16 protein-coding genes and 1 pseudogene are annotated in these 24,030 nt (G+C 70.1%); 6 read left to right on the forward strand and 11 right to left on the reverse strand.

The features are described from left to right. Nucleotides 1–10: 10 nt before the first annotated feature. On the forward strand, nucleotides 11–889 hold the full coding sequence (gene rpoH / locus C8D93_RS08320; RefSeq protein WP_380732772.1) for an RNA polymerase sigma factor RpoH: 879 nt from the start codon (nucleotides 11–13) through the stop codon (nucleotides 887–889). Between the two features lie 76 nt (nucleotides 890–965). On the opposite strand, the gene cyoE is transcribed toward rpoH, so the two are convergent. The 4 genes from cyoE to C8D93_RS08340 all read right to left on the reverse strand — a co-directional run bounded on the left by cyoE (nucleotide 966) and on the right by C8D93_RS08340 (nucleotide 4,462). Next, nucleotides 966–1,874 carry a heme o synthase gene (cyoE, locus tag C8D93_RS08325; protein WP_245903856.1) on the reverse strand — a complete coding sequence of 303 codons (909 nt, stop codon included), beginning with the start codon at nucleotides 1,872–1,874 and terminating at the stop codon, nucleotides 966–968. A gap of 2 nt (nucleotides 1,875–1,876) precedes the next feature. Then, the gene (locus C8D93_RS08330; RefSeq protein WP_110264696.1) at nucleotides 1,877–2,953 is read right to left on the reverse strand and encodes a COX15/CtaA family protein; all 1,077 of its coding nucleotides are present in this window, start codon (nucleotides 2,951–2,953) and stop codon (nucleotides 1,877–1,879) included. A gap of 208 nt (nucleotides 2,954–3,161) precedes the next feature. Beyond that, nucleotides 3,162–3,752: an SCO family protein gene (locus C8D93_RS08335; protein ID WP_110264697.1), complete on the reverse strand. Its 591-nt coding sequence runs from the start codon at nucleotides 3,750–3,752 to the stop codon at nucleotides 3,162–3,164. Beyond that, nucleotides 3,749–4,462, reverse strand: a complete 714-nt coding sequence (locus tag C8D93_RS08340) for an SURF1 family protein (RefSeq protein WP_110264698.1) — start codon at nucleotides 4,460–4,462, stop codon at nucleotides 3,749–3,751. The genes C8D93_RS08335 and C8D93_RS08340 overlap by 4 nt, the downstream gene beginning before the upstream one ends. A 95-nt stretch (nucleotides 4,463–4,557) precedes the next feature. On the opposite strand from C8D93_RS08340, the gene C8D93_RS08345 reads away from it, so the two are divergent. Then, nucleotides 4,558–4,785: a twin transmembrane helix small protein gene (locus C8D93_RS08345; RefSeq protein WP_110264699.1), complete on the forward strand. Its 228-nt coding sequence runs from the start codon at nucleotides 4,558–4,560 to the stop codon at nucleotides 4,783–4,785. A 90-nt stretch (nucleotides 4,786–4,875) separates the two neighbouring features. Here the strand turns inward: C8D93_RS08345 and C8D93_RS08350 are convergent, their stop codons facing one another. The 5 genes from C8D93_RS08350 to C8D93_RS08370 form a co-directional block, all read right to left on the reverse strand. Then, nucleotides 4,876–5,754: a cytochrome c oxidase subunit 3 gene (locus tag C8D93_RS08350; protein WP_110264700.1), complete on the reverse strand. Its 879-nt coding sequence runs from the start codon at nucleotides 5,752–5,754 to the stop codon at nucleotides 4,876–4,878. Between the two features lie 16 nt (nucleotides 5,755–5,770). Continuing rightward, entirely contained in the window at nucleotides 5,771–6,340 is a 570-nt protein-coding gene (locus C8D93_RS08355; protein WP_245903857.1) for a cytochrome c oxidase assembly protein, read from the reverse strand. A gap of 129 nt (nucleotides 6,341–6,469) precedes the next feature. Further along, nucleotides 6,470–8,104: a cytochrome c oxidase subunit I gene (ctaD, locus tag C8D93_RS08360; protein WP_110264701.1), complete on the reverse strand. Its 1,635-nt coding sequence runs from the start codon at nucleotides 8,102–8,104 to the stop codon at nucleotides 6,470–6,472. Between the two features lie 41 nt (nucleotides 8,105–8,145). Continuing rightward, the gene (gene coxB / locus C8D93_RS08365) at nucleotides 8,146–9,378 is read right to left on the reverse strand and encodes a cytochrome c oxidase subunit II (protein WP_110264808.1); all 1,233 of its coding nucleotides are present in this window, start codon (nucleotides 9,376–9,378) and stop codon (nucleotides 8,146–8,148) included. A gap of 44 nt (nucleotides 9,379–9,422) precedes the next feature. Continuing rightward, a complete protein-coding gene (locus tag C8D93_RS08370) occupies nucleotides 9,423–9,947 on the reverse strand; it encodes a DUF2244 domain-containing protein (protein WP_146216549.1) in 525 nt (174 codons plus the stop codon). 109 nt (nucleotides 9,948–10,056) lie between these two features. Here C8D93_RS08370 and msrB point away from each other — a divergent pair, with 109 nt between their 5' ends. Continuing rightward, nucleotides 10,057–10,563, forward strand: coding sequence for a peptide-methionine (R)-S-oxide reductase MsrB (msrB, locus tag C8D93_RS08375; protein ID WP_110264702.1), 507 nt, complete (start codon nucleotides 10,057–10,059; stop codon nucleotides 10,561–10,563). A gap of 26 nt (nucleotides 10,564–10,589) precedes the next feature. Further along, the gene (gene msrA, locus C8D93_RS21120) at nucleotides 10,590–11,156 is read left to right on the forward strand and encodes a peptide-methionine (S)-S-oxide reductase MsrA (RefSeq protein WP_110264810.1); all 567 of its coding nucleotides are present in this window, start codon (nucleotides 10,590–10,592) and stop codon (nucleotides 11,154–11,156) included. A gap of 1,648 nt (nucleotides 11,157–12,804) precedes the next feature. Here msrA and C8D93_RS20935 read toward each other — a convergent pair. Both C8D93_RS20935 and C8D93_RS08390 read right to left on the reverse strand, forming a co-directional pair. Further along, nucleotides 12,805–19,524, reverse strand: a pseudogene (locus tag C8D93_RS20935) (Ig-like domain-containing protein); the annotation flags it as partial. A 31-nt stretch (nucleotides 19,525–19,555) separates the two neighbouring features. Then, nucleotides 19,556–20,401, reverse strand: coding sequence for a hypothetical protein (locus C8D93_RS08390; RefSeq protein ID WP_146216550.1), 846 nt, complete (start codon nucleotides 20,399–20,401; stop codon nucleotides 19,556–19,558). Between the two features lie 264 nt (nucleotides 20,402–20,665). Here C8D93_RS08390 and C8D93_RS08395 point away from each other — a divergent pair, with 264 nt between their 5' ends. Further along, nucleotides 20,666–23,431, forward strand: a complete 2,766-nt coding sequence (locus tag C8D93_RS08395; protein ID WP_170123961.1) for a protein kinase domain-containing protein — start codon at nucleotides 20,666–20,668, stop codon at nucleotides 23,429–23,431. Nucleotides 23,432–23,489: 58 nt separating this feature from the next. Continuing rightward, the gene (locus tag C8D93_RS08400; protein WP_170123962.1) at nucleotides 23,490–24,029 is read left to right on the forward strand and encodes a lipocalin family protein; all 540 of its coding nucleotides are present in this window, start codon (nucleotides 23,490–23,492) and stop codon (nucleotides 24,027–24,029) included. The last annotated feature ends 1 nt before the right edge of the window (nucleotide 24,030 follow it).

Here is a 24,030-nt window from a genome sequence, read left to right on the forward strand (position 1 = left end):
CATCACCTGCATGGGAGACCGCACGATGAGCCACGCGACCGCCTTGACCTTGCGCCAGCCCACGGCGCTGGTGCCGCTGACCGGCAGCCTCGACGCCTATATCGCGAGCGTCAACCAGGTGCCGGTGCTCGACGCCGACGCCGAGCGGGCGCTGGCCGAAAAGCTGCGCGCCGAGAACGACCTGGGCGCCGCCCAGCAGCTCGTGCTGTCCAACCTGCGCCACGTCGTGCACATCGCCCGCGGCTACTTGGGCTACGGCCTGCCGCTGGCCGACCTGATCCAGGAAGGCAACGTCGGGCTGATGAAGGCCGTCAAGCGCTTCGACCCGGACGTCGGCGTGCGCCTGATCAGCTTCGCGGTGCACTGGATCAAGGCCGAGATCCACGAGTTCGTGCTCAAGAACTGGCGCATCGTCAAGATCGCGACCACCAAGGCCCAGCGCAAGCTGTTCTTCAACCTGCGCTCGGCCAAGAGCGAACTGGGCTGGCTCAACCGCGAGCAGGCCGAGGCGATCGCGGCCGACCTCAACGTCAAGCCCGAGGAAGTGTTCCAGATGGAAGCGCGCCTCGGTGGCGGCGACGTCTCCTTCAGCGCCAGCCCGAGCGATGCCGAAGACGCCTACATGCCGGAGGACTACCTCGCCGACAGCCAGGACGCGTTCGCCGAGATCGAGCAGGCCGAATGGCAGGAGGAGCGCGAGGCGAAGATGCGCGAGGCCCTGACCGGGCTGGACGACCGGTCCCGCGACATCCTGATGCGCCGCTGGCTGCACGACGGCGAGAAGACCGGCCTGCAGGAACTGGCCGACGAGTACGGCGTCTCCGCCGAACGCATCCGCCAGATCGAAGTGGCGGCCATGAAGAAGCTGCGCAAGGCGATCGAGGAGTAGTGTCCGGTCGATCGTTGCCTAAAACGCCGCGCCACTGCGCGGCGTTTTGGTTTCCGGAACCCGGAGCGGGCTGCCGTTACTGGAAACTGACCACGTAGTGGTCCACCAGCAGCAGCGTGAAGATGCCCATCAGGTAGACGATGGAATAGCCGAAGGTGCGCATCGGCAGACCCGGCACCGGCCACCACTTCAGGCGCACGGCGTAGGCCAGGAACACCGCATCGAGGATCAGCGTCCCGCCCAGATACAGCCAGCCGGACATGCCGGTCGCAAATGGCAGGACCGTCACCGCGGTCAGCAGGACGGTGTAGAGCAGCACCTGGGTGCGCGTGTAGTCGATGCCATGGGTGACCGGAAGCATCGGAATGTCCGCCTTGGCGTACTCGTCGCGGCGGTCGATCGCCAGCGCCCAGAAATGCGGCGGCGTCCATACGAAGATGATGGCGAACAGGATCAGCGCGTGGGCATGCACCTCGCCGGTCACGGCCGCCCAGCCCAGTACCGGCGGCGCCGCGCCGGCCGCGCCGCCGATCACGATGTTCTGCGGCGTCGCCCGCTTCAGGTAGAGCGTGTAGATGCCCGCGTAGCCGATCAGCGTGAACTGCGTCAGCACCGCCGTCAGCGGATTGACGAGCGCCCACAGCAGCGCGAATCCGAGCAGGCCGATCACCGTCGCGAAGACGATCGATTCGGTCATCGTCAGCGTGCCGGTGACCAGCGGGCGGCCGCAGGTGCGCGCCATGCGCGCATCAATGTTGCGGTCGATGATCTGGTTGACCGCAGCCGCCGATGCGGCCTGCAGTGCGATGCCGAGCGTGCCCCACAGCAGTGCAGACAGTGGCGGCAGTCCGGGTACGGCCAGGAACATGCCGACGATGGCGGTGAACACGATCAGCATGACCACGCGCGGCTTGCACAGCTCGTAGTACTCGTGCAGGCGGTACTTGCGTCCTGCGATCTTCATGCTGTCGGCCGTGGCGACCATCTTCAGGTCTCGCTCCGCGCCCAGGCGTGATGGTTCAGTGTCACCAGCACGGCCACGAGGATGGCCGCACCGGCATTGTGCGCGGCCGCGAGCCATAACGGAAGCTGCAGCACGACCACGCCGATCCCGATCGACAACTGCAGCGCCAAAGCTGCGAGCACGGCAATGCCGAGCGCGCGCCAGCGCCCCGCTCCCCGCCGCAGCAGCCACACGCCGAGCAGGGTGAGCGTCAGCGCGACGACGAGCGCGCCGACACGATGGAAATGATGGATCGTCACGCGCGCGCGCGCGTCGAGAATCCCGTACTCGTAGTTGATCCCCAGGCCGTGCCAGAGCGTGAACGCGGTCGGCACGTCCGTCTCCGGCCAGAAGCTGCCGTGACAGGTCGGGAAGTCGGGGCAGGCCAGCGCCGCATAGTTGGTGCTGGTCCAGCCGCCCAGGAAGATCTGGATCACGAGCAGCGCCAGCGCCGCGCCGGCGAACAGGCGCAGGCGCGGCGGGCGCCCGGCCGTGGCGTCTTGCGCGGCTTCGCGCTGCAGTGCAAAGGCCAGGTGACGCTCGCTGCGCAACTCGCGCAGCGGGGCATCATCGGTCGTCGCCGCGCCGAGCCGGCGCACGCTCAGATAGAGCCACAGCAGCAGCGCGAACGTACTCATGCCGCCGAGCAGATGCCCGGTCACCGCCAGTGGTTTGAGCTGCCAGGTCACGGTCCACATGCCCAGGATTCCCTGGAAGACCACCAGTCCGACCATCAGCCACGGCAGCACCCGCGGCCGCGCCGGATCACGCAGGCGTGTCGCACCGAAGGCCAGCGCGACGATCAGCAGGCCGAGCGTCGAGGCGATGTAGCGGTGGATCATCTCCTTCCACGCCTTGGGCGCCTCGACCGGGCGCTCGGGAAAGCGTTCCTGCGCGGTCGCCACTTCGTGGTCCGCCTGCGGAATCGTCAGATGCCCGTAGCAGCCGGGCCAGTCCGGACAGCCGAGGCCGGCGTCGGACAGGCGGACGTAGGCACCGAAGACGATGACGACGAAACACAGCAGCAGCGTCAGCAGGTTGAGGCGGCGATACCAGGCCATCAGGACTCGGAGCCGGGGGAAGGCGAAAGGGCGCGCATTCTACCAACCTCGTTCGGACCAGCCATGCCGAGGCAAAGCACCCACTCGCAACCCCGGCCGGCGCTTGCTTCGCTCGCCGCGACATTGCGTCACGGCTCGCCAAGGCAAGCGCTCCATGGCCGGGCGTTCGGCGCTTTCCGGCATGACGTTGAGTCATGCCGGAAATACCTCACCCGATCTGCGACACCCGCAGCAGCTTCTTGATGTCCTTGAGAATGCCCTTGGACTCGGCCTGACCATCGTAGACCATCAGCCAGTTGCCGAGCGGATCGACGAGGTAGAGCGTCTGCGGATCACGCGGACCGAAGAAGCGGCGGTAGGCGGCCTCCGGCGTGTCGGCGTAGACCTTCAGATCCGGATGGTCGGCGGCGAGCAGGGCCGCCGCCGCGGCCGATGCCTCGGGGTCCGGGGCGACATAGACCCGCTGCACGCGCTGGCGCTTCTCGTTGAGCAGGGTGCGGATCTGGCGGATCTGGTGCAGCTTGTCGGCGCAAGCCGCATCGCACTCGGCACCCGCGACGTAGACATAACTCCAGCGACCGCGCAGCTCCTCGGCCGCCACCGGCGTTCCCCGGGCGTCGCGCAGCGGCGCATCCGGCAGCGGCCGCGCAGGCGCGACGAGCTCGCCGTAGTTGGTGCGCGCATCCGGTTGCCAGTCGGGAAAGACAAAGTAGAACAGCACCGCGGCCAGCAGCGGCGCGAAGAACAGCGCCGCCAGCAGCAGGAACTGCAGACGGCCGCGGGACTGCACGTGTGTCATGTTCGAGGTCTGAAGCTGTAGATGATGAACAGGGCGGCGAGCACTGCAGCGAAGGCGAACCACTGCGCGGCGTAGCCGTAGTGTTTGCCCGGCGACAGCTCCGGGCCTGCGCCCCACTCGCGAACGTAACCGCCCGGCGCGTCGGCGTCCATCAGGAACAGTCCGCCCGGAACCGACTGCCCGTACAGACAGCGCAGCTCGTCTGCGGTCGGATACTGCACGATGCGCGGCCACGGCGCCGGCGCGCAGTTGTCGACCTCCAGGCGCATGCCCGGTTCCGGCAAGGTGCGCCAATACCCGGTGAAGCGCACTTCCCCCTGCGGGACGGGCACCGGCGGCGGTTTGCTGCGGTCACCGCCGGCCGGAATCCAGCCACGGTCGACGATGACGACACCGCCGTGATTCAGCAGCAGCGGCGTCCACACCCGGTAACCGGGTTGCCGCTCGTGACTCTGATTGTCGAGCAGCAGCTGTCGCGTGCCGTCGAAGCGGCCGGCGACACTCGCGCGCTCGATGACCCCCGGCTCCGCCCAGGCACCGGCCGTCATTTCGCGCGGCGGCCGCTCCGCGGCAGCCTCGTAGCGCGCCAGCAACTCCGCCTTGTCCTGTCCACGCCCGAGCTGCCAGATGCCGAGCGCGATCATCGCCCCGCACAGCACGACGGTCAGGCCCAGAGCCCACAGTTTCGGCCTGAACACCTTGTTGCCCATGTCGATCTCCCCCTGTCTCGCGGCGCCACCGACGCCCCAGCCATACGATCCGCAGCGGCTATGATGCCCCCGTCGACCGCCATCGTCTGCCCCTCATGCTCGTCAAGATCATCATCGTCGGCCTGCTTCTGGCCATCGTGGCCTCCCTGTTCACGAGCATGAGTTTCCTGATCCGCGATGACAGCGAGCGTCGCCGCACATTGACCGCACTCAAGATCCGCATCGCGCTATCGATCACGCTCGTGCTGTTCGTGCTGCTGTCCTGGCACATGGGCTGGATCGCGCCACACACGGCGATGCGCACGCCGATACCGACCCCCTGAACGAACAACGGGCGCCCGAGGCGCCCGCTGCTTGTTTGAGAAGTCCGGGCCGTGGATGGCCCGGTCTTGTACAGGACGTACCCGTGTCCTCTACAGCCAGTAGACCACGATGAACAGGCCGATCCACACCACGTCGACGAAGTGCCAGTACCAGGCGACGCCTTCGAAACCGAAGTGCGATTCCGGCTTGAAGTGACCCTTCATCAGGCGCAGCGTGATCACCAGCAGCATGAGGGTGCCCAGCGTCACGTGCATGCCGTGGAAGCCGGTGAGCATGAAGAAGGTCGAGCCGTAGATGCCCGAGCCCATCGTCAGGTTCAGGTCGTTGTAGGCGTGGATGTATTCCTCGGCCTGGAAGAACAGGAACAGCGCGCCGAGTGCCACCGTCGCCCACATCCACGCGATGCACGGCACGCGCTTGGCTTCCTTGAGCGCGTGGTGCGCCATCGTGATCGTGAAGCCGGACGTCAGCAGGATCAGCGTGTTGACCAGCGGCACGTCGAAGGCCGGAATCGTCTGGAACTCGCCGCCGAGGCCGGCAGGCCCGTTCGACGGCCACGTGGCCTCGAAGCCCGGCCACAGCGTGATGTTGGTCGCCAGCTTGGTGCCCTCGCCGCCCAGCCAGGGCAGCGACAGCAGACGCGCGTAGTACAGCGCGCCGAAGAACGCGGCGAAGAACATCACTTCGGAGAAGATGAACCAGCACATCGCCCAGCGGTAGGTGCGATCCACCTGCGCGCCGTACAGGCCACCTTCGCTCTCGCGGGCGATGCCCTGGAACCAGCGGAAGATGATGTAGATCGACAGCGCCGCCCCGAGCCAGATCGGCAGCGGGCCGATGTTGGAGTTCTCGAGGTATCCGGACACGCCGATGACGACGGCGACCAGGCCGACCGTGAGCGCGAACGGCCATGCACTGGGCGTCGGGACGTAGTAGCGGTCGGTGTTGTGGGCGGCGGGGCTCCCCATGATCAGCTCCTGATGCTCAATCCTGCTTGAGGGCGACGTCGGTGACGTCAAAGAAAGTGTAGGACAAGGTCACGCGATCGACGTAGTCCGGCAGCTCCGGGTCGAGCGTGAACACGACCGGCATGCGCTTCTGCTCGCCGGCCGCGAACGGCTGGTTGTCGAAGCAGAAGCATTCGGTCTTGCGCAGATACTTCGCCGCCGCCGTGGGCGCCACGTTGGGTACGGCCTGCGCAACCAGCTCGTGCCCCTCGGTATTCGTCGCGAAGAACTCGACAGTCGTCATCTGGCCCGGATGAACATCCACCGACGGACGCTCCGCATGGAACTGCCAGGGCCTGCCGCCATTGACGGTGGTGACGAACTCGACGGTCACCGTGCGGCTGGTATCGATCACCGCCGGCGCGGCCGAGGCCTCGAGCACGACGCGGCCGTTGATGCCGAGCGCGTCGCACAACATGTCGTAGATGGGTACCAGCGCATAGCCGAAGCCGAACATGCCGGCGACGACGACGCCGAGCTTCAGCGCGTGGCGGATCCGCGAGCCGCGGACGCCGTGATCGGCGTCTGTTGCGCCCGGGTGGCTCACTTGCTCACCACGGTGAAGACGAACCAGACGAGGAACAGGACGGCCAGCGCGACATGCCCCCAGAACAGGAGCAGGTTGCGCTTGGCCTTGCTGCGGTCCTCGCTCATCGTTCGCTGCCGCCCTGCCGGCTCAGTGCGCCTTGGCGGGCGCGCCGGTGGACTCGGCCTCGGTCAGCTGCGGCGGGTCCTCGAAGGTGTGGTAGGGCGCCGGGCTCGGCACCGTCCACTCGAGGCCGCGCGCGCCTTCCCAGACACGGTCGGGCAGCGCCTGCTTGCGGCCGAACCAGCCGAAGCAGCTCGCCAGCATGTTGAAGATGAAGATGAACTGCGCGACGAAGAAGCCGAAGGCACCGATCGACGACATCACGTTCCAGTCGGTGAACTGGACCGCGTAATCCGGCACGCGCCGCTGCATGCCGGCCAGGCCGGCGAAGTGCTGCGGGAAGAACGTCAGGTTGATGAAGATCGCCGACAGCCAGAAGTGGGTCTTGCCCCAGAACTCGTTGTACATGCGGCCGGTCCACTTCGGGATCCAGTAGTACACGGCGGCGATGATCGAGAACACTGCGCCCGGCACCAGCACGTAGTGGAAGTGCGCGACGACGAAGTAAGTGTCGTGGTACTGGAAGTCCACCGGCGTGATCGCGAGCATCAGGCCCGAGAAGCCGCCGATCGTGAACAGGAAGACGAAGCCGAGCGCGAACAGCATCGGCGTCTCGAAGGTCATCGAACCGCGCCACATCGTCGCGACCCAGTTGAACACCTTCACGCCCGTCGGCACCGCGATCAGCATCGTCGCGAACATGAAGAACAGTTCGCCGGCCAGCGGCATGCCGACGGTGAACATGTGGTGCGCCCAGACGATGAAGCTCAGGAACGCGATCGACGCCGTGGCGTAGACCATCGAGTCATAGCCGAACAAATGCTTGCGTGCGAAGGTCGGGATGATCGTGCTGACGATGCCGAACGCCGGCAGGATCATGATGTAGACCTCGGGGTGGCCGAAGAACCAGAAGATGTGCTGGAACATCACCGGGTCGCCGCCGCCGCCTGCCGAGAAGAAGCTGGTCAGGAAGTACTTGTCGGTCAGCAGCATCGTCACGGCGCCGGCGAGCACCGGCATGACCGCGATCAGCAGATAGGCGGTGATCAGCCAGGTCCAGACGAACAGCGGCATCTTCAGCAGGGTCATGCCGGGTGCGCGCATGTTCAGGATGGTCACGACTACGTTGATCGCGCCGGTGATCGACGAGATACCCATGAGGTGCACCGCGAAGATCAGGAACGGGAAGGCGTTGCCGGTCTGCAGCACCAGCGGCGGATACATCGTCCAGCCGCCGGCCGGGGCGCCGCCATCCATGAACAGCGTCGACAGCAGCAGCCCGAAGGCGAACGGCAGGATCCAGAAGCCCCAGTTGTTCACGCGCGGCAGCGCCAGATCGGAGCAGCCGATCATCATCGGCACCATCCAGTTGGCGAGGCCGACGAAGGCGGGCATGACGCCGCCGAAGATCATCACCAGCGCGTGCATCGTCGTCATCTGGTTGAAGAACTCGGGGTCGACGAACTGCAGGCCCGGCACGAACAGTTCGGCGCGGATCACCAGCGACATCAGGCCGCCGATGAAGAACATGGTGAACGCGAAGAACAGGTACAGCGTTCCCAGGTCCTTGTGGTTGGTCGTCTTGATCCAGCGCATGATCCCCTTCTCGGGACCGTGGTGGTCATCGTGGCCATGGGCGTCGTGGGCGTGTGCGTGAGCCATCTGCAGTACTCCGAAGATCTTTGCCGGTCGGTGAAGCGCGATCAGCGCTGGGCGGCCACGTCGGCGGCCTGAACGATGCCGGCGTCGTTGCCCCAGGAATTGCGGGTGTAGGTGATCACCGCGGCCAGGTCCGCGTCCGACAGGTGTCCGAACGGCGGCATCAGGTTCTTGCCCTTGAGCAGCTGCAGGATCTGCGCCACCGGCGCTCCCGTGACGACGGAGCTGCCGACCAGCGACGGGAAGTTCGGCGGCAGGCCGGTACCGTTGGCCTGGTGGCAGGCTGCGCAATTGGCCTTGTAGACCGATTCGCCCTTCTGGACGAGTGCATCCTTCGACGGGGCCTGCGCGGCATCGGCCGCTGCGACCTCGATCGGCGCGTCGACTGCGGCATCGCTCGCCGTCTGCGTCGGCGCCGCCGCGACTTCGATCGGCTCGCCGACGATGGCGGACGTCTCGGTCGGCGCTTCGCCGCCCTTCTGCTGCGCCAGCCATGACGCGTACTCGGCTTCCGGCAGCGCCTTGACGACGATCGGCATGTAGCCGTGGTCACGACCGCACAGTTCCGCGCAGACGCCGCGGTAGGTGCCCGGCTGTTCGATGCGCGTCCAGATCTCGTTGACGTAGCCCGGGATGGCGTCCTTCTTCACCGCGATCTCCGGCACCCACCAGGCGTGGATGACGTCGTTCGAGGTAATCAGGAAGCGGACCTTCTTGCCGACCGGCAGGACCAGCGGGTTGTCCACGTCGACCAGGTAGTTCGGCACCGCGTTGACGTCGACGCCCGACTTGAGCTGGCGCGCCGCATTGGACTCCGCCGTCAGCGTCGAGAAGTAGGCCACGTCCTCGCCGAGGTAGTCGTAGTGCCATTTCCACTGGTAGCCGGTGACCTTGACGGTCATGTCGGCGTCGCGCACGTCCTCCATCTTGATCAGCGTCGCCGCGGCCGGCACCGCGATGGCGATCAGGATGACGAAGGGCAGCGCCGTCCACACGATCTCGACCGTGGTGGACTCGTGGAAGTCGGCCGGCTTCGGGTGCTTGGAGCGGCGATGGAAGACGATCGACCAGATCATCGCGCCGAAGACGACCACGCCGATGATCACGCAGATCCAGAAGATCCACATGTGCAGCGTGAACACCTCCTGGCTGATCTCGGTGACACCCGTCGGCAGGTTGTAGCCCTTGCTGGTGTCGGTATAGGCCTGTGCCGACAGCGCCGCACAGATCAGTCCGGTACCTGCGGCCAGTCTCGCCAGCCATCCCTTCATCGACATCATCACTCTCCGAAAAGCTCGTCCTGCCAGGGCTCGCGCCCCGATCACGCCGGACTCCAGGCCGGCGTCAGCAACTGCCGGATGCGCGTCGCCAGTGCGCGACGCTCATCCTCGGTCAGGCAGGTGCCGATGCGCACCGACTGACCCCCAGAACTCAACAACAGCCGGCTCGGCGCATTGCGGTTGCCGCCCGGCTCCAGCAGCACGCGGGTCGGGCCGCGCTGCAGTTCCACGGCGCTGGCCACTCCCCGGCCGAGCATGCCGAACTCCACATACACCCGTCGCGGGCCGATCACCACGACCTCGCGGTACCGGTTGCGTCGCACCGACACGTACAAGGCGGCGCCCAGCGCCGACAGCTCGAGTCCGGCAAACGGAATCACCGGCCAGAAACCGAGGCCCGCCATGCCGATCGCGATGCCGAGCCCCAGAACCGAGGTCGCGCCCATGAACCACCACGCCTGGCGTACGCTCAGCGAGGCATTCGGACCGATTACCAGCCGGGATTCGGCGTCTGCGGACGCCATCGACGAAACCACCGATTTCGAAGCCGCGGGATTGTAGTCCATGCCCGGAAACTCTCGCAAAGACTTTGAGGCAAACCGGCCTGAACTCTACCCTGCCGGCTGCGTCCAATCACCGTATACAGGCGTAAGCCCGAGTCCAAGGAGCTTTTCGATGACCCGACGCGACCTGCTGTCGACTCTCGCCGCGCTCGGCGCCGGCGCCCTCGCCGGTTGCCGGCAGGCCGAAGCGGCCGGTCGCGGCCTCGGCACGCTGGGCCTGCCGGCCGAACACTGGCGCGACAAGGTCGCCGCCGCCGCCTGGGCGGTGCTGTTCGAAGAGGACACCGAGCGTCCGCATTCGAGCCCGCTCAACCGCGAGAAGCGCAAAGGCACTTATGTCTGTGCGGCCTGCTACCAGCCGCTGTTCAGCGCCGACACCAAGTACGAATCCGGTACCGGCTGGCCCAGCTTCTGGAAGCCGCTCGACGGCGCCGTCGACACCAAGCGCGACTTCCTGCTGATCATCCCGCGCACCGAGTATCACTGCCGGCGCTGCGGCGGGCATCAGGGCCATGTCTTCGACGACGGCCCGCAGCCGACCGGACTGCGCTACTGCAACAACGGGCTGGCGCTGCGTTTCGTGCCCGAGGGCGAACCGCTGCCGGAGCTGCGCTCGTGAGGCGCGCGGCCTGGGGACTGTGCCTGATGCTGCTGGCGCCGCTGGCGCAGGCCGGGGACGGCGTCGCCATCGTCGCCAGCGGCTGCTTCTGGTGCACGGAATCCGACTTCGAGAAGGTCGAGGGCGTCACCTCGGCGGAATCCGGCTACATCGGCGGTCGCGTCGACAACCCATCCTACGAACAGGTCTCGTCCGGCGGCACCGGCCACGTCGAGGCGGTGCGCGTGCACTTCGATCCGCAGCGCGTCAGCTACGACGAGCTGCTGGCGGTGTACTGGCGCAACGTCGACCCCTACACCGCCAATGCGCAGTTCTGCGACAAGGGACCGCAGTACCGCTCGGCGATCTTCGCGCTCGATGACGCCCAGCGCGCCAGCGCCGAACGCACGCGCGACGCGCTCGCCAAGCAGTATCCGGATCGTCCGGCCATCGTCACCGAGATCCTGCCGGCCACGCGCTTCTGGCCGGCCGAGACCTATCACCAGGACTACTACAAGAAGAATCCCCTGCGGTATCGCTACTACCGCTGGGGTTGCGGCCGCGACCAGCGGCTGGAAGAACTCTGGGGCCCCGCGAAAGCCCCGCAGCCGTAGGGCTCGCGGCGCCGCCGCGCAGCGCCGGCATCAACGCTGCCATCAGCGCCGCCAGCACGGCCCAGCCCAGCAGCGGCAGCGACATCGCCCCGCCGCCGCCGCTGGTCTCGGACCCGACCGGGGTGACGGGGTCCGGCGGCTCGATCGGCAGCGCGCCCGCCGGCGCAATGCGACCGCGATGCGCGATGCGCCCGTTGACGACACCGTCCGCGTCGCCCACACCGCCGTCCTCCAGCACCACACGCAGCCGCTCGCCATCGGCGCTGCGCGCGGCCTCCAGCGGATAGCAGCGGTCCGAACAGGCGTAATAGCCGGGATTCGACAGCGCCGGATCGACGCGGAACTCCGCAAGCACCGCCGCCCCGCGGATCGCCCCCGCGTCACCGTCCGGGACCGTGCGGATCGTGAACGCATGACTGGTCGTGCCGTCGGCCGCCTTGGGCACGGTTCCCGGCGCCGGGTCGACGCCTTCGGCGCCGAACACCAGCACCGCAACATCGGCCGGCACCGTCAACTCGCACCCCGAGAACAGCGCTGCGGCCGGCAGCGTCTGCGGCGCACCGGCACCGACCGGCACACCGATGACCGCGGTGTCGTCGTCGAGCACGGCGACGGTCGTCGTGTCCTGCGTGCCGACGAAGACCGGCACCGCCGCGTCCGGATCGCCCAGCACGCGGATGCGGTAGCGCTCCACCGGCTCGACGCGCGCGTCGTCCAGCGGCAGCAGCGGCAGGCCGACGCGATCGTCGGCCGCGGCGGCCTCGAGCTGGCCGGGCGCGTCGACGAAGTCCACGGCCGGCTCAGCATCCAGCGGCGTGTAGGCGAAGCCCAGCGACACCGGCAGCCCGCGCGTGGCCGTCGACGCCACCGCAAGCACCGCCTGCGCGGCGCAGTCGCCCTCGCGCACCGTCTGCAGCGCACTGGTGAAGGCCACGACGCGCGCGTCCGCCGACTCCAGCACGACCTCGGCCGAGGGCACGGCAAGCTGTGCTGACGGCGCGTCGGTCGACAGTTCCACGCGCGCATAGCGGCAGGTGTCCGCCGGTGCCTTGCTGCGCAGCGGCAGGTCCACGCGCAGCCGCGACTGACCGGGCGCGAACACGGCCCGCGTCGGCGCCGCGAAGAAGACCGGCGTGCCGCCGCTGGCCGCCGGCACGCAGCCGCGCGCATTGACGCCGTCGGGCAGCTGCGGCGTCAGCGTCACCGCCAGCGGCACGCCGAGCCGGCCGCTGCGTTCGATGAAGACCGGCGCGGCATCGCCCGCGGCAACGGCGTGCGAGAACGCCGGCGCCTCGAAGCCGACGCGCAGGTCATCGTCCGTGACGATGACGCGGCGTTGCACGGCGGTGCCGACGCTCGTCCCTTCCACCCCGGTCAGCGCGACGACGAAGGCACGGACATCCGACACCTCGGCATCGTCGAGCGCCTCGACCGACACGCGGCGTTCGCCGGTCTCGCCGGCCGCCCAGCGCACCGCGGCGGGATCGATGCGCAGGCGACTGCCATCACCGGCGGTGACCGCGAGCGTCGCGCTGGCCGCCGGCAGGTTCGTGCCCTGCGCCGTGCGCGCCACCGTGAGGGCCTGCGTCTCGCCCTCGGCGAGTCGCAGCACCGGGCTGCCGATGAAGCCGACGCGGTCGTCGCGCGGCGTCACCACGATCTCCACGCGCGCCGTCGCCACCTCGCCGGACGGATCGCGCACGGTGTAGCTGAAGCCGTCCTGGCCGGTGAAGCCGTCGGCGGGCCGGTAGCGGATCGCGTCCGCCGCCACCACCAGCGTGCCGCCCGGCGTCGCCGCCGGCGCCTCGATCGTCAGCGCATCGCCGTCCGGGTCGCGGTCGTTGGCGAGCACCGCAATCGACACCTCCGGCGTACCGGCCACGATCTCCACGCGATCGTCCACGGCGATCGGCGCGCGGTTGCCGGCCGGGCCGGTGTCGGCGTCGTCGTCGACGATGCGGATGCGCAGCGCATTGGGTGCCGCCGTGGTTGCCGAGCCGTCCGCGTCGGCGAGGAACACGAAGAACTCCTCGGGCGCGCGCTGTTCGCGCTCGGCATCGTCAAGGATCGTCACCGTCACCGTGGCCTCGGTCTGCCCCTGCGCGAACTCGACGACCCGGTCCAGCGGCTCGAAATCCTGCTGCGGCTGGGCCGGGCCAGGATCGGTGGCGAGCAGTCCGGTCATCACGCGCACCCGCGCCGCGGGCGTGGTCGCCGTGGCCGTGCGCAGCAGCTGCAAGGTGACGGTACCCGCATTCTCGGCGACATCGACCGCGGCGTAGTTGGTCGACGCCAGCCGTGGCGGATCGCGGAAGCGCACGCTGCCGATCGGCGCGAACTCCTCGGTGCGCAGGCGCAGCGTGCGCGGCGCGCCCAGCCGCGCACCGCCGCGCGGATCGGCCAGCGCGTAGACCGCATCGAGGCGCCGATCCGGATCGCGCTGCAGGGCGAGACAGCGCGGCACGCGGTCCCCGTCATCCCACTGCACGCTGCGCTGCGGCTGGGGCGCCACGGCGCCGACCTGTTGGCGGTCCACGCGCACGCTCACCGCGCCGCGCGAACCCTCGTCGCGCAGCAGGCAACCGAAGGCCGGGCGCAAGGTGTTCAGCACGAAATCCCCGACCCCCGGGCCGCCGAGGGCGGCCAGCGTCGCGGCCTGGAACCGCAGCTCGCCGTTCGGCCGTTCGCCGCGGACGACCTCGATCGTCACCGTGGCCTGCGCCGTCGCGCCCTGGCCGTCGGCGACGGTGTAGTCCAGTGTCAGCTCGCCGATGACATCGGCCGCCGGCTCGAAGCGGATCCCCGCTCCGCCGGTGAGGAGGATCGCGGCGCCGCGCGCGGGCGGTGTGACAGCCACGACGCGCAGCGCATCGCCATCGACATCGACGTCGTTGGCCAGCACGTCGAGCGTCACCGCTGTCGGATCGTCGGTCACGCGGAAGCGGTCGGCAGCCGCAACCGGCGCATCGTTGACCGGCGTGACCAGCACCGAGACGACCGCCGACGCCGTGCCGCCACGACCGTCGGACACGGTGTAGGCGAAACGGTCGGTGCCGTTGAAGTCCGGGTCCGGCGTGTAGCGCAGCTCGCGCAGCGGCGCGAGCAGGGTCACGCTGCCGTGCGCCGGCGGATCGATGCCGCCGATGGACAGGGGATCGCCGTCCGGGTCGATGTCGTTGCCCAGCGCCGCGATGTCCGCGACGCCGTCCTCGGCCACGCTGATGCTGTCGTCGCGGGCCACCGGCAGGCGATTCGGTGCCGGCGTCGGGGCAGCTGTAGGGGTCGGCGTGGGAGACGGCGTCGGAGCAGCTGTGGGAGTCGGCGTTGGCGTGGGAGGTGGCGTCGGGGCAGCTGTAGGGGCCGGCGTCGGCGTGGGAGACGGCGTCGGGGCAGCTGTAGGGGTCGGCGTCGGCGTGGGAGACGGCGCCGGACCGTCGTCGTCGGCGATGCGGATCAGCACGTAGTACGGCTGCGCGAGCACACCGGTTCCGTCGGCATCCGCGGGATCGTCGTCGGCCAGCACGACCAGCAGCTGCCGTGCCGCCTGCCCGGGGATGTCGTTGTCGAGAATGCGCAGCTCGACCTCGCGCGCATCGCTCTCGCCGGCCGCCCAGGTCACGCGCGCATCGAGCGGCGCAAAATCGACGCCGGCCACCGCCGTGGTGCCGCCCTCGACCTGCGCGTGCAGCACGCGCACTGCTCCGGCAACGGACGCGGGCGCGCGCGCGACGCGCAGGCGGATGCTGCCGGCCGACTCGTTGACCTCGATCAGCGGCTCGCGCCCGGGCTGGACGGTCCGCACGAAGAACGCGGCGCCGGCCGTGACGGCCTCTGCGGCCACCTCGACGCGCGCTGACTGTTCGGGCGCGGTGGTGCGCGGGGGCGCGACGGAGCCGTCCCGGTCATCGACCAGCCGCAGCCCGGCGAGCGCCGGCGTGCTGGCGCGCGGCTGTTCGCCGACGAAGACGCTTGCACAGCGTGCGCCGGACTCACCGTCCGCCCAGGCGAGCGTGCGCAGTCCCGGGCCGGTCACGCTGGTCAGTGCGTCGGTGATCCGCGCCTCGATGCCGCCATCGTCCTGCTGCTCGCGCAGCGCACAGGTGAGCACGCGATTGCCCAGCGAGGCGGTCTGGCTGCGGCTGGGGCCGGTGTCCTCGAAGCGTCCGGCAACCAGGCGCAGCTGCCCGGACGGCAGCCGCGGCCGCACCGTGACCGTGACGTTCGCGCTGCCGACGGCGCCCGCCGGATCGCGCAGGCGATAGGCGAACGTGTCGTCGCCGGTGAAACCGGCATTGGGTTGGTAGCGCAGCATCAGGCGTCCGTCCACCGGGAACAGGCCGGCCTGTCCGTTCGCCGGCGGTGTGCCGCCGGCCCCGGACAGCGGCTCGCCTTCCGGATCGCGATCGTTCGCGAGCACGTCGGCGGTCAGCACGTTGCCGGCAAACATCTCGAACCGGTCGTCGCCGAGCACCGGCGCATCGTTCACCGGGCGGATCGTCAGGTTCACGCGCGCGCTGGCGACGCCGCCGCGGCCGTCGCGCACGGCGTAGACGAAGCTGTCGCTGCCGTTGGCGTCGGGGTTGGGCGTGTAGCGCAGCACCTGCAGCGGCAGCAGCTGCGTCACCGTGCCGGCGGCCGGCTGGGTGAAGCCATCGAGGGTCAGCGCATCGCCGTCGGGATCGCGGTCGTTGGCGAGCACGCTCAGGTCGATGCGTCCGTCCTCGTCGAGCGTCGCCGCGTCGTCGACCGCAATCGGCGCGCGGTTGGGGATCGGGGTCGGGGTGGGTGTGGGTGTTGGGGCCGGCGTTGGACTCGGCGTCGGTGTGGGCGTCGGCGCCGGGGTGGGCGTGGGCGTCGGGGCAGGACTGGGCGCCACGCCGCCCGTCGTCGTCACGAAGGTTTCGCGGAACTCGTCGGCATCGGCGCCGAGGATCAGCGTCGTGGTGACCGAGGTCCCGTCGAGGCTCGCGGCGACATGGCGGACGCACAGCGTGTCGCCGTTGACCACCTTCTCCATCGCCGACGTGAAGCCGCTGCCGCAGCCTTTCGAGTAGGTGCCGTTGACGATGCGCACCAGCGCCGGCACGCCGTCCGGCAGGCCGGCGATGGTGATCGTGTTCGAGGTCTGCGTGCTGTTGCGCGCGACGCCGCTGCGATCCTCGAGCGTGAACGGCGAGACGCGCGTGCTGACGCTGGCACCGCCGCACAGCCGCGCGATGACGTGATCCGAATTGCGGCTGCCCCCCTCGCCCCCGCCACCGATGTCGGCGTCCTGGTCGACGATCACGATGCGCCCGAGCGGATCGATCGCCGAGGCGATCGATCCGAAGACGTTGCGATGACCGAACTGCACCGTGGCGATCTGCACCAGGTCGTCGGCAAAGCCGAGGTCCGGCGTGCCGTCGGCGAAGAAGCGTGCGAGCTGCATCGGTCCCTGGAACCCGGCGGCGCCGCGCACCACCCGCTTGCCGTCGGGCTGCAGCAGCAGCCCCTCGCCGGCGAGGCTGCGCAGCGCCGAGGTCAGCTCGTCCAGCCCCTGCGCGCCGCTGCCGCCGGCGCCGCCGAAGTCGCGCAGGATCAGGCCGTCGCCGTTGACGCCGAAGCCGGTATCGGGATCGCCGTCCGCGGTGAGCTGGCCCAGCGCGACCACGCCGGAGGTGAACAGCAGGCGCCCGTCTTCGAGCACCTGCAGATCGATGCGTCCGGAGAGCGACAGGTTCGGGTTGGTGTCGGGCACGATGCGTTCGCCGGCCGTGCCGAACGACGGGTCCGGATTGCCGTCGACGCCGAAGCGGTAGAAGTAGTGCCCCTCGACGAAGCCGCCGCCGGGGTTGCCGGCCGCGACCATCAGCACCGGCCGGCCGTCCTGCAGGCGCACGACGGCGTTCTGCGCGCCGCGCGCTTGGCGGCTGACGACGGCGCCGTCGATGGGGTCGCCGTCGTTGATGCCGAAGCCATCGCCCGGCGTGCGGTCCGCCGCCGAGCCGTCGTCCGGGCTGCCGTCGGCATTGAGCCGCCACAGCACGAAGTCGCTGAGCACGCTGCCGGCATTCGGCTCGTGCAGTCCCGCCACGAGGATGCGTCCGTCGTCCTGCACGACGAGCGACGTCGGCCCGCTGCGGAACGTGGTCGGGAACGCGCTGTGCGGCAGGAAGGCCACGCCGGCCGCGCCGAAACTGGCATCGACGCGGCCGTCATCGAACAGGCGCACCACGGCGAAGCCGGTGCCGGCGCCTGTGCGCGTGCCCTGCCCGGCGATCAGCAGCTTGCCGTCGGCCAGGCGCTGCGCCGCCAGCTGCGCGCCGTTGCTGAACAGGTCCACATCGCCCACGAGGTCCACGCGTGCCTGGCCGACCCCCTGCCCGCTGCCGGCGCCGAACTCCGGATCGGGTTCGCCCTGGGCGGTAAAGCGCGCCAGGCGCCAGTCGGCGGGACGTCCGGCGATGAGCAGCACGCGGCTGTCCGGCAGCGCCAGCACCTGCGTCGGCGCGCCTTCGCCGGTGCCCAGGTCGATCACGCGCACACCGTCGAGCACCTGCGCTCGCGGGCCGTCGCCATCGACATCGCCCGGCGCGAAGCTCCCGTCCAGCTCGCCCGGCAGGCAGGCCAGCGGGCCTACGGTCGTGGAGATGAAGTTCTCGACGACGGCATCGTCGTCCGCCCCGATGATCAGCCGCGAGATCGTGCGCGCGCCGGGCCCCGGCGCGCTGGTGTGCTGCACGACGATGACGTCGCCGTTGCGCACGAGGCGGATGCTGTCGTTGCCCGAGCCGTCCGACGCGCCGTTGATGGTGAAGCGGCCGTTGACGATGCGCGCGAGCGCGGGCACGCCGTCCGGCAGGCCCGCGATGGTGATCGGGTTCGACGTGACCGTACTCGCCGGCGGCACGCCCACGGGGTCATCGAGCGTGAAATCCTGCGCGCGAACCGGCAGCGAGGCGCCGCCGCGCAGCTTGGCCACGAACGGCGCGGCCGGGTTGGCGGTCGCGCCGCCGCGTCCGCCAGTGACGAACACGGCGCCGTCCGCCGCCAGCGCGAAGCTGGATACGTTCGCGGTGATGCTGTTCTGCGAACCGCGCACGTAGGTGCTGATCTCGCCGAAGCCGGTGTCCTGCAGTCCGCTGGCGAGAAAGCGTCCGACCTGCGCCCCGGTGAACGGATCGCTGCCGCCGACGCTGATCCGCGACAGCACCAGCGCCTTGCCGTCGGGCTGCAGCACCAGACCGCGCACGTCGCCTGCCACGGCGGCGAACGGTCCCGGACCGGTGGCGATGTCCTGGTCGTTGAGCCCCGCGCGACTGGCGACGCCATCGCCCTGCCCGAATGCGGTGTCGGGCGTGCCGTCCGCGCGCAGCTGCAACAAGCCGGCCGCAGTCGAGCTGCTGAAGACGAACAGCAGGCGCCCGTCCGGCCTCACCGCCACGCCCAGGCCGGCGCTGAGTCCGTCGGTGCTGCCGGCCAGCCCCGGCCGGGTTCCGGGGGCACGCCGCAGGATGCCGCCGTCGCCGAAGGCCGGATCCAGCGTGCCGTCGGCACGCAGCCGCACCGCGCCGAAGCGCCCGCCGATGCCGTCGACGACGGCGTCGCCGGTGAGAATCACCTCGTCCCCGGCCAGCGCCAGGCCGCGGATCGCGCTGAACTGCTCGCCCGCAGTGATCGCGATGCCGTCGGCCGGCGCCTGCGTCGCGCAGCCGCCAGTGCCGTAATCGGGATCGCGCTGGCCGTTCGGCAGGAAGCGGCAGACGGCGAAGACCCCGCGCTGACTGCTGTCGCCCGGCGCAGCCGGGCGCCGGTACGCCGTCGCGAGCAGGATGCGGTCCTGCGCGTCCACGACCAGCGGCTGCGCGACGACGGTGCTCTGGAACGCGCCGCCCGGCCCCGGCAGCGTGGCCGCCGGAAGCGAGGCGCGACCGTTCTCTCCAAAGCCGGTGTCCAGCGTGCCGGCTGGCGTGAGCTTGATCAGGTCGAGCTGGTCGTCGTTCTGTCGCGCGGCGAGCACAACGAAGCCGCCGTCGGCCGTCGCACGCACGCGCACGAAACCGTCCACGTTCACGCCGGCGATGACGTCCTGGTTGAACACGCCGTTGCTGCCGAAGCCGGTGTCGACGCTGCCGTCGCCGCGCAGCATCAGCGCGGCCGGCACGCTGTTGCTCGTGCCGCCCGGGCCGGAGTCCGTCACCAGCAGCACACGTCCGTCGGCCAGCGGCAGCACGTCGGCGAAGCTGCCGCGCGTCGTCAGGCCCTCCGGCACCAGGAAGCCCGGCACGGCGGCCTCCGCGGCGAACTCGGTCGCGAGATCGGCCGGCGCCGCAGCGGCGGTGCGCGCAAGCGCGATCAGCAGCGCGGCGGTCAGGATGCGCGGGCTCATGGCAGTCTCCGGCGAGGGGCGGACGGTCGGCTCAGGGCAGCAGGCGCAGCAGGTGGTTGTCGAGCGTCAGCACGAACTCGCCGCCGGCCTGCGCCTCCGAGACCTTGCCGTTGCCGATGGACGCGAACACCGCGCTCAGGTGGATCACGCGCGCGCCGCTGACCAGGCTCAGCCGGTAGCGGCCGTTGGCGAGCGTCAGCGTCTCGTCGACGGCCAGCTCCGCGAACTCGCCACCCGGCACCGGCGCGACTGAGGCCTGGAACACGACCTCGCCGCCGACGCGCTCGAGCTTCAGCAGCAGGCCCGGATACGCCGCCTGGAAGGCCGGCTCGATGAAGGTCTGCTGCGGATCGGTCGCGCGCACGCGCAGCGTGCCGCTCAGCTGCGCGACCGTCGGCCGCAGCAGGCTCAGGACCGCGAATTCCACGCCGGTGGCGGCAGTGGCATCGGCCTCCATGTCGCCGCGATTGGGTCCAGTGATGTGCGAGAGCGCATCGACGCTCGCCTCGTAGCGCTTCAGGTAGCCGCGCGAGGTGGTCTGCGCATCGTGAAAGGCCGCACCGTCGCCCTGCACCCGCGCATTCGGCGGCGTGTTCAGCGGCGGCTCGATGAAGCTGAGGGTGGCGATCGTCTCGCCCGGCTGGGTGCTGGCGGCGGTGTCGGCATCGCTGCAGACGCGCGTGGTCACCAGCTCCTGTCCCGGATAGCAGCGGCGCGGTCCGGCCGGAAACCCGTAGACCTCGCTGGCGCTGGTCTGCACCGACGCCGAGAACGTCACGGTGTCGCCGATGACGCCGCCGAGCAGCTGGGCCTGCGCGACGGACCAGGGGCCGGCGGCCGCGGCGGCCAGCATCAGGGGGGCAAGGAGATGTCGCATGTCGGGTCCCTCCGGGAGCGATCGCCGGCGGGTCGTGGCCGGCCTGGTGACGCTAGGGGAGGCCCCGCGCCGGGTCCCGACCGATTTCCTACTTTTTCCCGAAGAATGGCTTCGCAGCGAGGCTGGCGTGCGCTGGGTCACGCTGCACGCCGTGCGCACGCGCGGCCCGGTCCGGTGGATCGGACCGAGCCGCTATCATCCGGACTCGCGAATGCCGGACAGGGCGCGATGGCCTCAGCGGGATCGGAAGACGGCACAGGATCGATGCGCGCGGCCGCCAGCGGCGAGCGCGGCGTCGTCTACCGGTTCGCCGACTGCTCGCTCGACGCCCGCACGCTCGAGCTGATCGTCCACGACGCGGTCGTCCGTCTCGAACCCAAGCCGCTGGACCTGCTGGTCTACCTGCTGCGCCAGGCCGGCGAAGTCGTCACCAAGGACGAGCTGCAGGACGGCGTCTGGCCCGGCCGCATCCTGTCCGAGTCGGTGCTGACCAAGACCATGGCCAAGCTGCGCCAGGGGCTCGGCGACCAGGACCAGCAGATCATCAAGACCGTGCACGGCTTCGGCTACCGCTTGGTGGCGCCGGTGACGGTCGAGGTTGTCGGGCCGGTCCGCAGCGTGCCGCGACTGGATTTGAGCGCCGGGCAGACGCCGCCGCTGCGCCCGCACTGGCGGCTCGTGGAGTCGATCGGCGGCGGCGGCTTCGGCGAGGTCTGGCTCGCGCAGCACGACAAGACCGGCGAGCGCCGCGTCTTCAAGTTCGGGCTCGACGCCGCCGGGCTGGGCGCGCTCAAGCGCGAGATCACGCTGTTCCGCGTGCTGCGCGAGACCCACGGCGAACGGCCGGACATCACCCGCCTGCTCGACTGGAACCTCGAGGAAGCGCCGTACTTCATCGAATCCGAGTACGCCAACGGCGGCTCGCTGGCGCACTGGGCGCAGGCGCGCGGCGGACTCGCGACGCCCCCCCTTGAACAGCGCATCGCGCTGATGGCGCAGGCCGCCGAGGCGCTCGCCGCCGCGCACGCCGCCGGCGTGCTGCACAAGGACCTCAAGCCCTCGAACCTGCTGGTGCACGTCGGCGACGGCGGCACGCCGCAGATCCGCCTGGCCGACTTCGGCAGCGGCCGCGTCATCGACCTCGCGCGCATCGAACAGCTCGAGATCACGCGCATGGGCTTCACGCGCGCGCAGGGTACCGACGACCCGACCAGCGGCACGCCGGCCTACTTCGCGCCGGAACTGCTCGCCGGCCAGCAGCCGACCGCGCAGACCGATGTCTACGCGCTCGGCGTGATCCTCTACCAGGTCATCGTCGGCGACCTGAGCCGGCCGCTGGCCCCGGGCTGGGAGCGCGAGGTCGACGACGAACTGCTGCGCGAGGACATCGCCGATGCCGCCGCCGGCGCCGCGGCACAACGCCTCACCGACGCGGCCGAGCTGGCGCGTCGCCTGCGCGAGCTCGACGCGCGCCGCGACGCGCGCAGCCGCCAGCGCGCGGAGGCCGCCGAACGCGCGCGCGCACGCGCCGAAGCCGAGACGCTGCGGCACGAGCTGGACCGCGCCCGCCTGCGCCGACGCTGGGCCACGGGCGTGGCCATGGTCTTCGGTCTGGCCAGCGTTGTCACCGCCGCGCTGCTGCTGCAGGTGCGCGCCGCGCGCGACACCGCGCAGGCCGCCGGTGATCGCGCGGAGCGCGAGGCCGCCGTCGCGCGCACGGTCAACGCCTTTCTGGTCGAGGACCTGCTGGGCCAGGCCAACCCGCTGCGTTCGGGCGCGGCCGATCTGTCGGTGCGCGCGCTGCTGGACGCGGCCGCCGCCGAGGCGGGCACGCGCTTCGACGGCCGCCCGGAACAGGAGTCGGCCATCCGCCTGGCGATCGCGCAGGCGTATGCCGGCCTGGGCGCGCTCGACCCGGCACAGGAGCAACTCGAGCGGACGCTGGCCATCGCCACCGCGCCGCCGTCGATCCGTGAAGGGGCACGGCTCGCGCAGGCGCAGCTCTGGGTGACGCGCGACCAGACCGAACCGGCCACGGCGCTGCTGGCCGAGCTCGGCACATCGGCGGACGTTCACGTGCGCCTGCGCGCGCGCCTGCTGCAGGCGACGATCGATTTCTACGCGTGGCGCTTCGATGTCGCGCTCGCCGAGATCGACGCGGTGAAGCCGGAACTGATCGCGCTGACCGGCGCCACCAGTCCGGACGCGGCGCGGGTCATCGGACTGCGCGCCGAAGTGCTCCGCCAGCTGCAGCGCTTCGACGAGGCGCTCGCGGAAGGCAAGGCGGCGCTCGAGGTGCTCACGCGCCTGTACGGCGAGGATGACGTGCGCACGCTGCCCGGCCTCACCGCGGTCAGCACCGTGCTGGCAGAGGCGGAACGCTTCGACGAGGCCCGCCCGTACATGGCGCGTCGGCACCGCCTCTCGACGCGCGTGCTCGGCGCCGAGCACGACGAGACGCTGCGCGCCGCCAGCGACCTGGCCTATGTCGATCGTGGCCTCGGCGACTACGAGCGTGCGCTGGCGCTGCAGCGTCCGACGCTCGAAGCACGTCTGCGCCTGTTCGGCGAGGCCCACGAGCGCACGCGCAACGTGATGACCTTCCACGCGATGACGCTCGACCAGGCCGGCCGTACCGCGGAAGCACTGCCGTGGGCCGAGCGCGTCTACGAAGTCGAGCGGCGCACCGTCGGCGAGACGGCGATGGACACGCTGATCGACGCCACCAATCTCGCCAAGTACTACTACAAGCTGGACCGGCATCAGGAGGCGGTTGCCCTCATGCGCCGGACGCTCGTGGGGATGGAGAAGGCCGGCGTCGACGACACCACGATGGCGATCGCGCAGTTCTTCCTCGCCCGGCCGCTGTGGGCGCTCGGCGAACGCGCGGAGGCCGAACAGCTCATCGACCAGGCCATCGTCACCCTGCGCCGCACCGCGGGCGACGAGAGTTCGTGGACGCGCGACGCGGTGGAGCAGCGCACGCAGTGGCACGCACGGAATGCCGACGCGGGCGCTTCACCCCCATGAACACGCGGCGACGCGACGCGCGGCTGTCGCACCCTCGATCCACCCTCCGGGAGATGCCATGAGAACGCTGTGGCTGTGCTGCATCCTGCTGCTGACGGCCTGCGCCAGTGCACCGAAAGCCCCGCTGCCGGCACCGGCGCAGCCGCTGGACGTCGAGCGCTTTCTCGGCCGCTGGTACATCATCGCCAACATTCCGTACATCGGCGAACGTGGCGATGTCGGCAGCTATGTCGAGTACCACGCGCGCGATGACGGGCGCATCGACGATCTGTATTTCTTCCGCGACGGCAGCCTCCACGCGCCGCTCGAACAGATGTCCGGCGTCGCGAAGATCGTCGACACGACGACCAACGCGCACTGGAAGGCACAGTTCTTCTGGCCGCTGTGGTTCTCGTTCCACGTGCTGTACGTGGACGAGGACTATCGCCACACCCTGGTCGGCACGCCGGACCGCGACCTCGGCTGGATCTACGCGCGCACGCCGCAGCTCGATCCTGCAACGCTCGACGCCCTGTTCGACCGCCTCGTCGCCGCCGGCTACCGGCGCGAGCAGTTCGTGATGATTCCGCAGCGGCCCGCGGGCGCATCGGCGCCGTAGC

This window comes from Sinimarinibacterium flocculans (genome assembly GCF_003201205.1).
Classification (GTDB): Bacteria; Pseudomonadota; Gammaproteobacteria; order Nevskiales; family Nevskiaceae; genus Solimonas; species Solimonas flocculans.

Excerpts from the sequence above, each read along its gene's own strand:
- C8D93_RS08345 (WP_110264699.1), top strand. The coding sequence starts at position 4,558 with ATGCTCGTCAAGATCATCATCGTCGGCCTGCTTCTGGCCATCGTGGCC.
- msrB (WP_110264702.1), top strand. The coding sequence starts at position 10,057 with ATGACCCGACGCGACCTGCTGTCGACTCTCGCCGCGCTCGGCGCCGGC.
- C8D93_RS08390 (WP_146216550.1), bottom strand. The coding sequence starts at position 20,401 with ATGCGACATCTCCTTGCCCCCCTGATGCTGGCCGCCGCGGCCGCCGGC.
- C8D93_RS08335 (WP_110264697.1), bottom strand. The coding sequence starts at position 3,752 with ATGACACACGTGCAGTCCCGCGGCCGTCTGCAGTTCCTGCTGCTGGCG.
- cyoE (WP_245903856.1), bottom strand. The coding sequence starts at position 1,874 with ATGGTCGCCACGGCCGACAGCATGAAGATCGCAGGACGCAAGTACCGC.
- rpoH (WP_380732772.1), top strand. The coding sequence starts at position 11 with ATGGGAGACCGCACGATGAGCCACGCGACCGCCTTGACCTTGCGCCAG.
- C8D93_RS08395 (WP_170123961.1), top strand. The coding sequence starts at position 20,666 with ATGCGCGCGGCCGCCAGCGGCGAGCGCGGCGTCGTCTACCGGTTCGCC.
- C8D93_RS08340 (WP_110264698.1), bottom strand. The coding sequence starts at position 4,462 with ATGGGCAACAAGGTGTTCAGGCCGAAACTGTGGGCTCTGGGCCTGACC.
- coxB (WP_110264808.1), bottom strand. The coding sequence starts at position 9,378 with ATGTCGATGAAGGGATGGCTGGCGAGACTGGCCGCAGGTACCGGACTG.
- C8D93_RS08400 (WP_170123962.1), top strand. The coding sequence starts at position 23,490 with ATGAGAACGCTGTGGCTGTGCTGCATCCTGCTGCTGACGGCCTGCGCC.
- C8D93_RS08370 (WP_146216549.1), bottom strand. The coding sequence starts at position 9,947 with ATGGACTACAATCCCGCGGCTTCGAAATCGGTGGTTTCGTCGATGGCG.
- msrA (WP_110264810.1), top strand. The coding sequence starts at position 10,590 with ATGCTGCTGGCGCCGCTGGCGCAGGCCGGGGACGGCGTCGCCATCGTC.
- C8D93_RS08350 (WP_110264700.1), bottom strand. The coding sequence starts at position 5,754 with ATGGGGAGCCCCGCCGCCCACAACACCGACCGCTACTACGTCCCGACG.
- C8D93_RS08330 (WP_110264696.1), bottom strand. The coding sequence starts at position 2,953 with ATGGCCTGGTATCGCCGCCTCAACCTGCTGACGCTGCTGCTGTGTTTC.
- ctaD (WP_110264701.1), bottom strand. The coding sequence starts at position 8,104 with ATGGCTCACGCACACGCCCACGACGCCCATGGCCACGATGACCACCAC.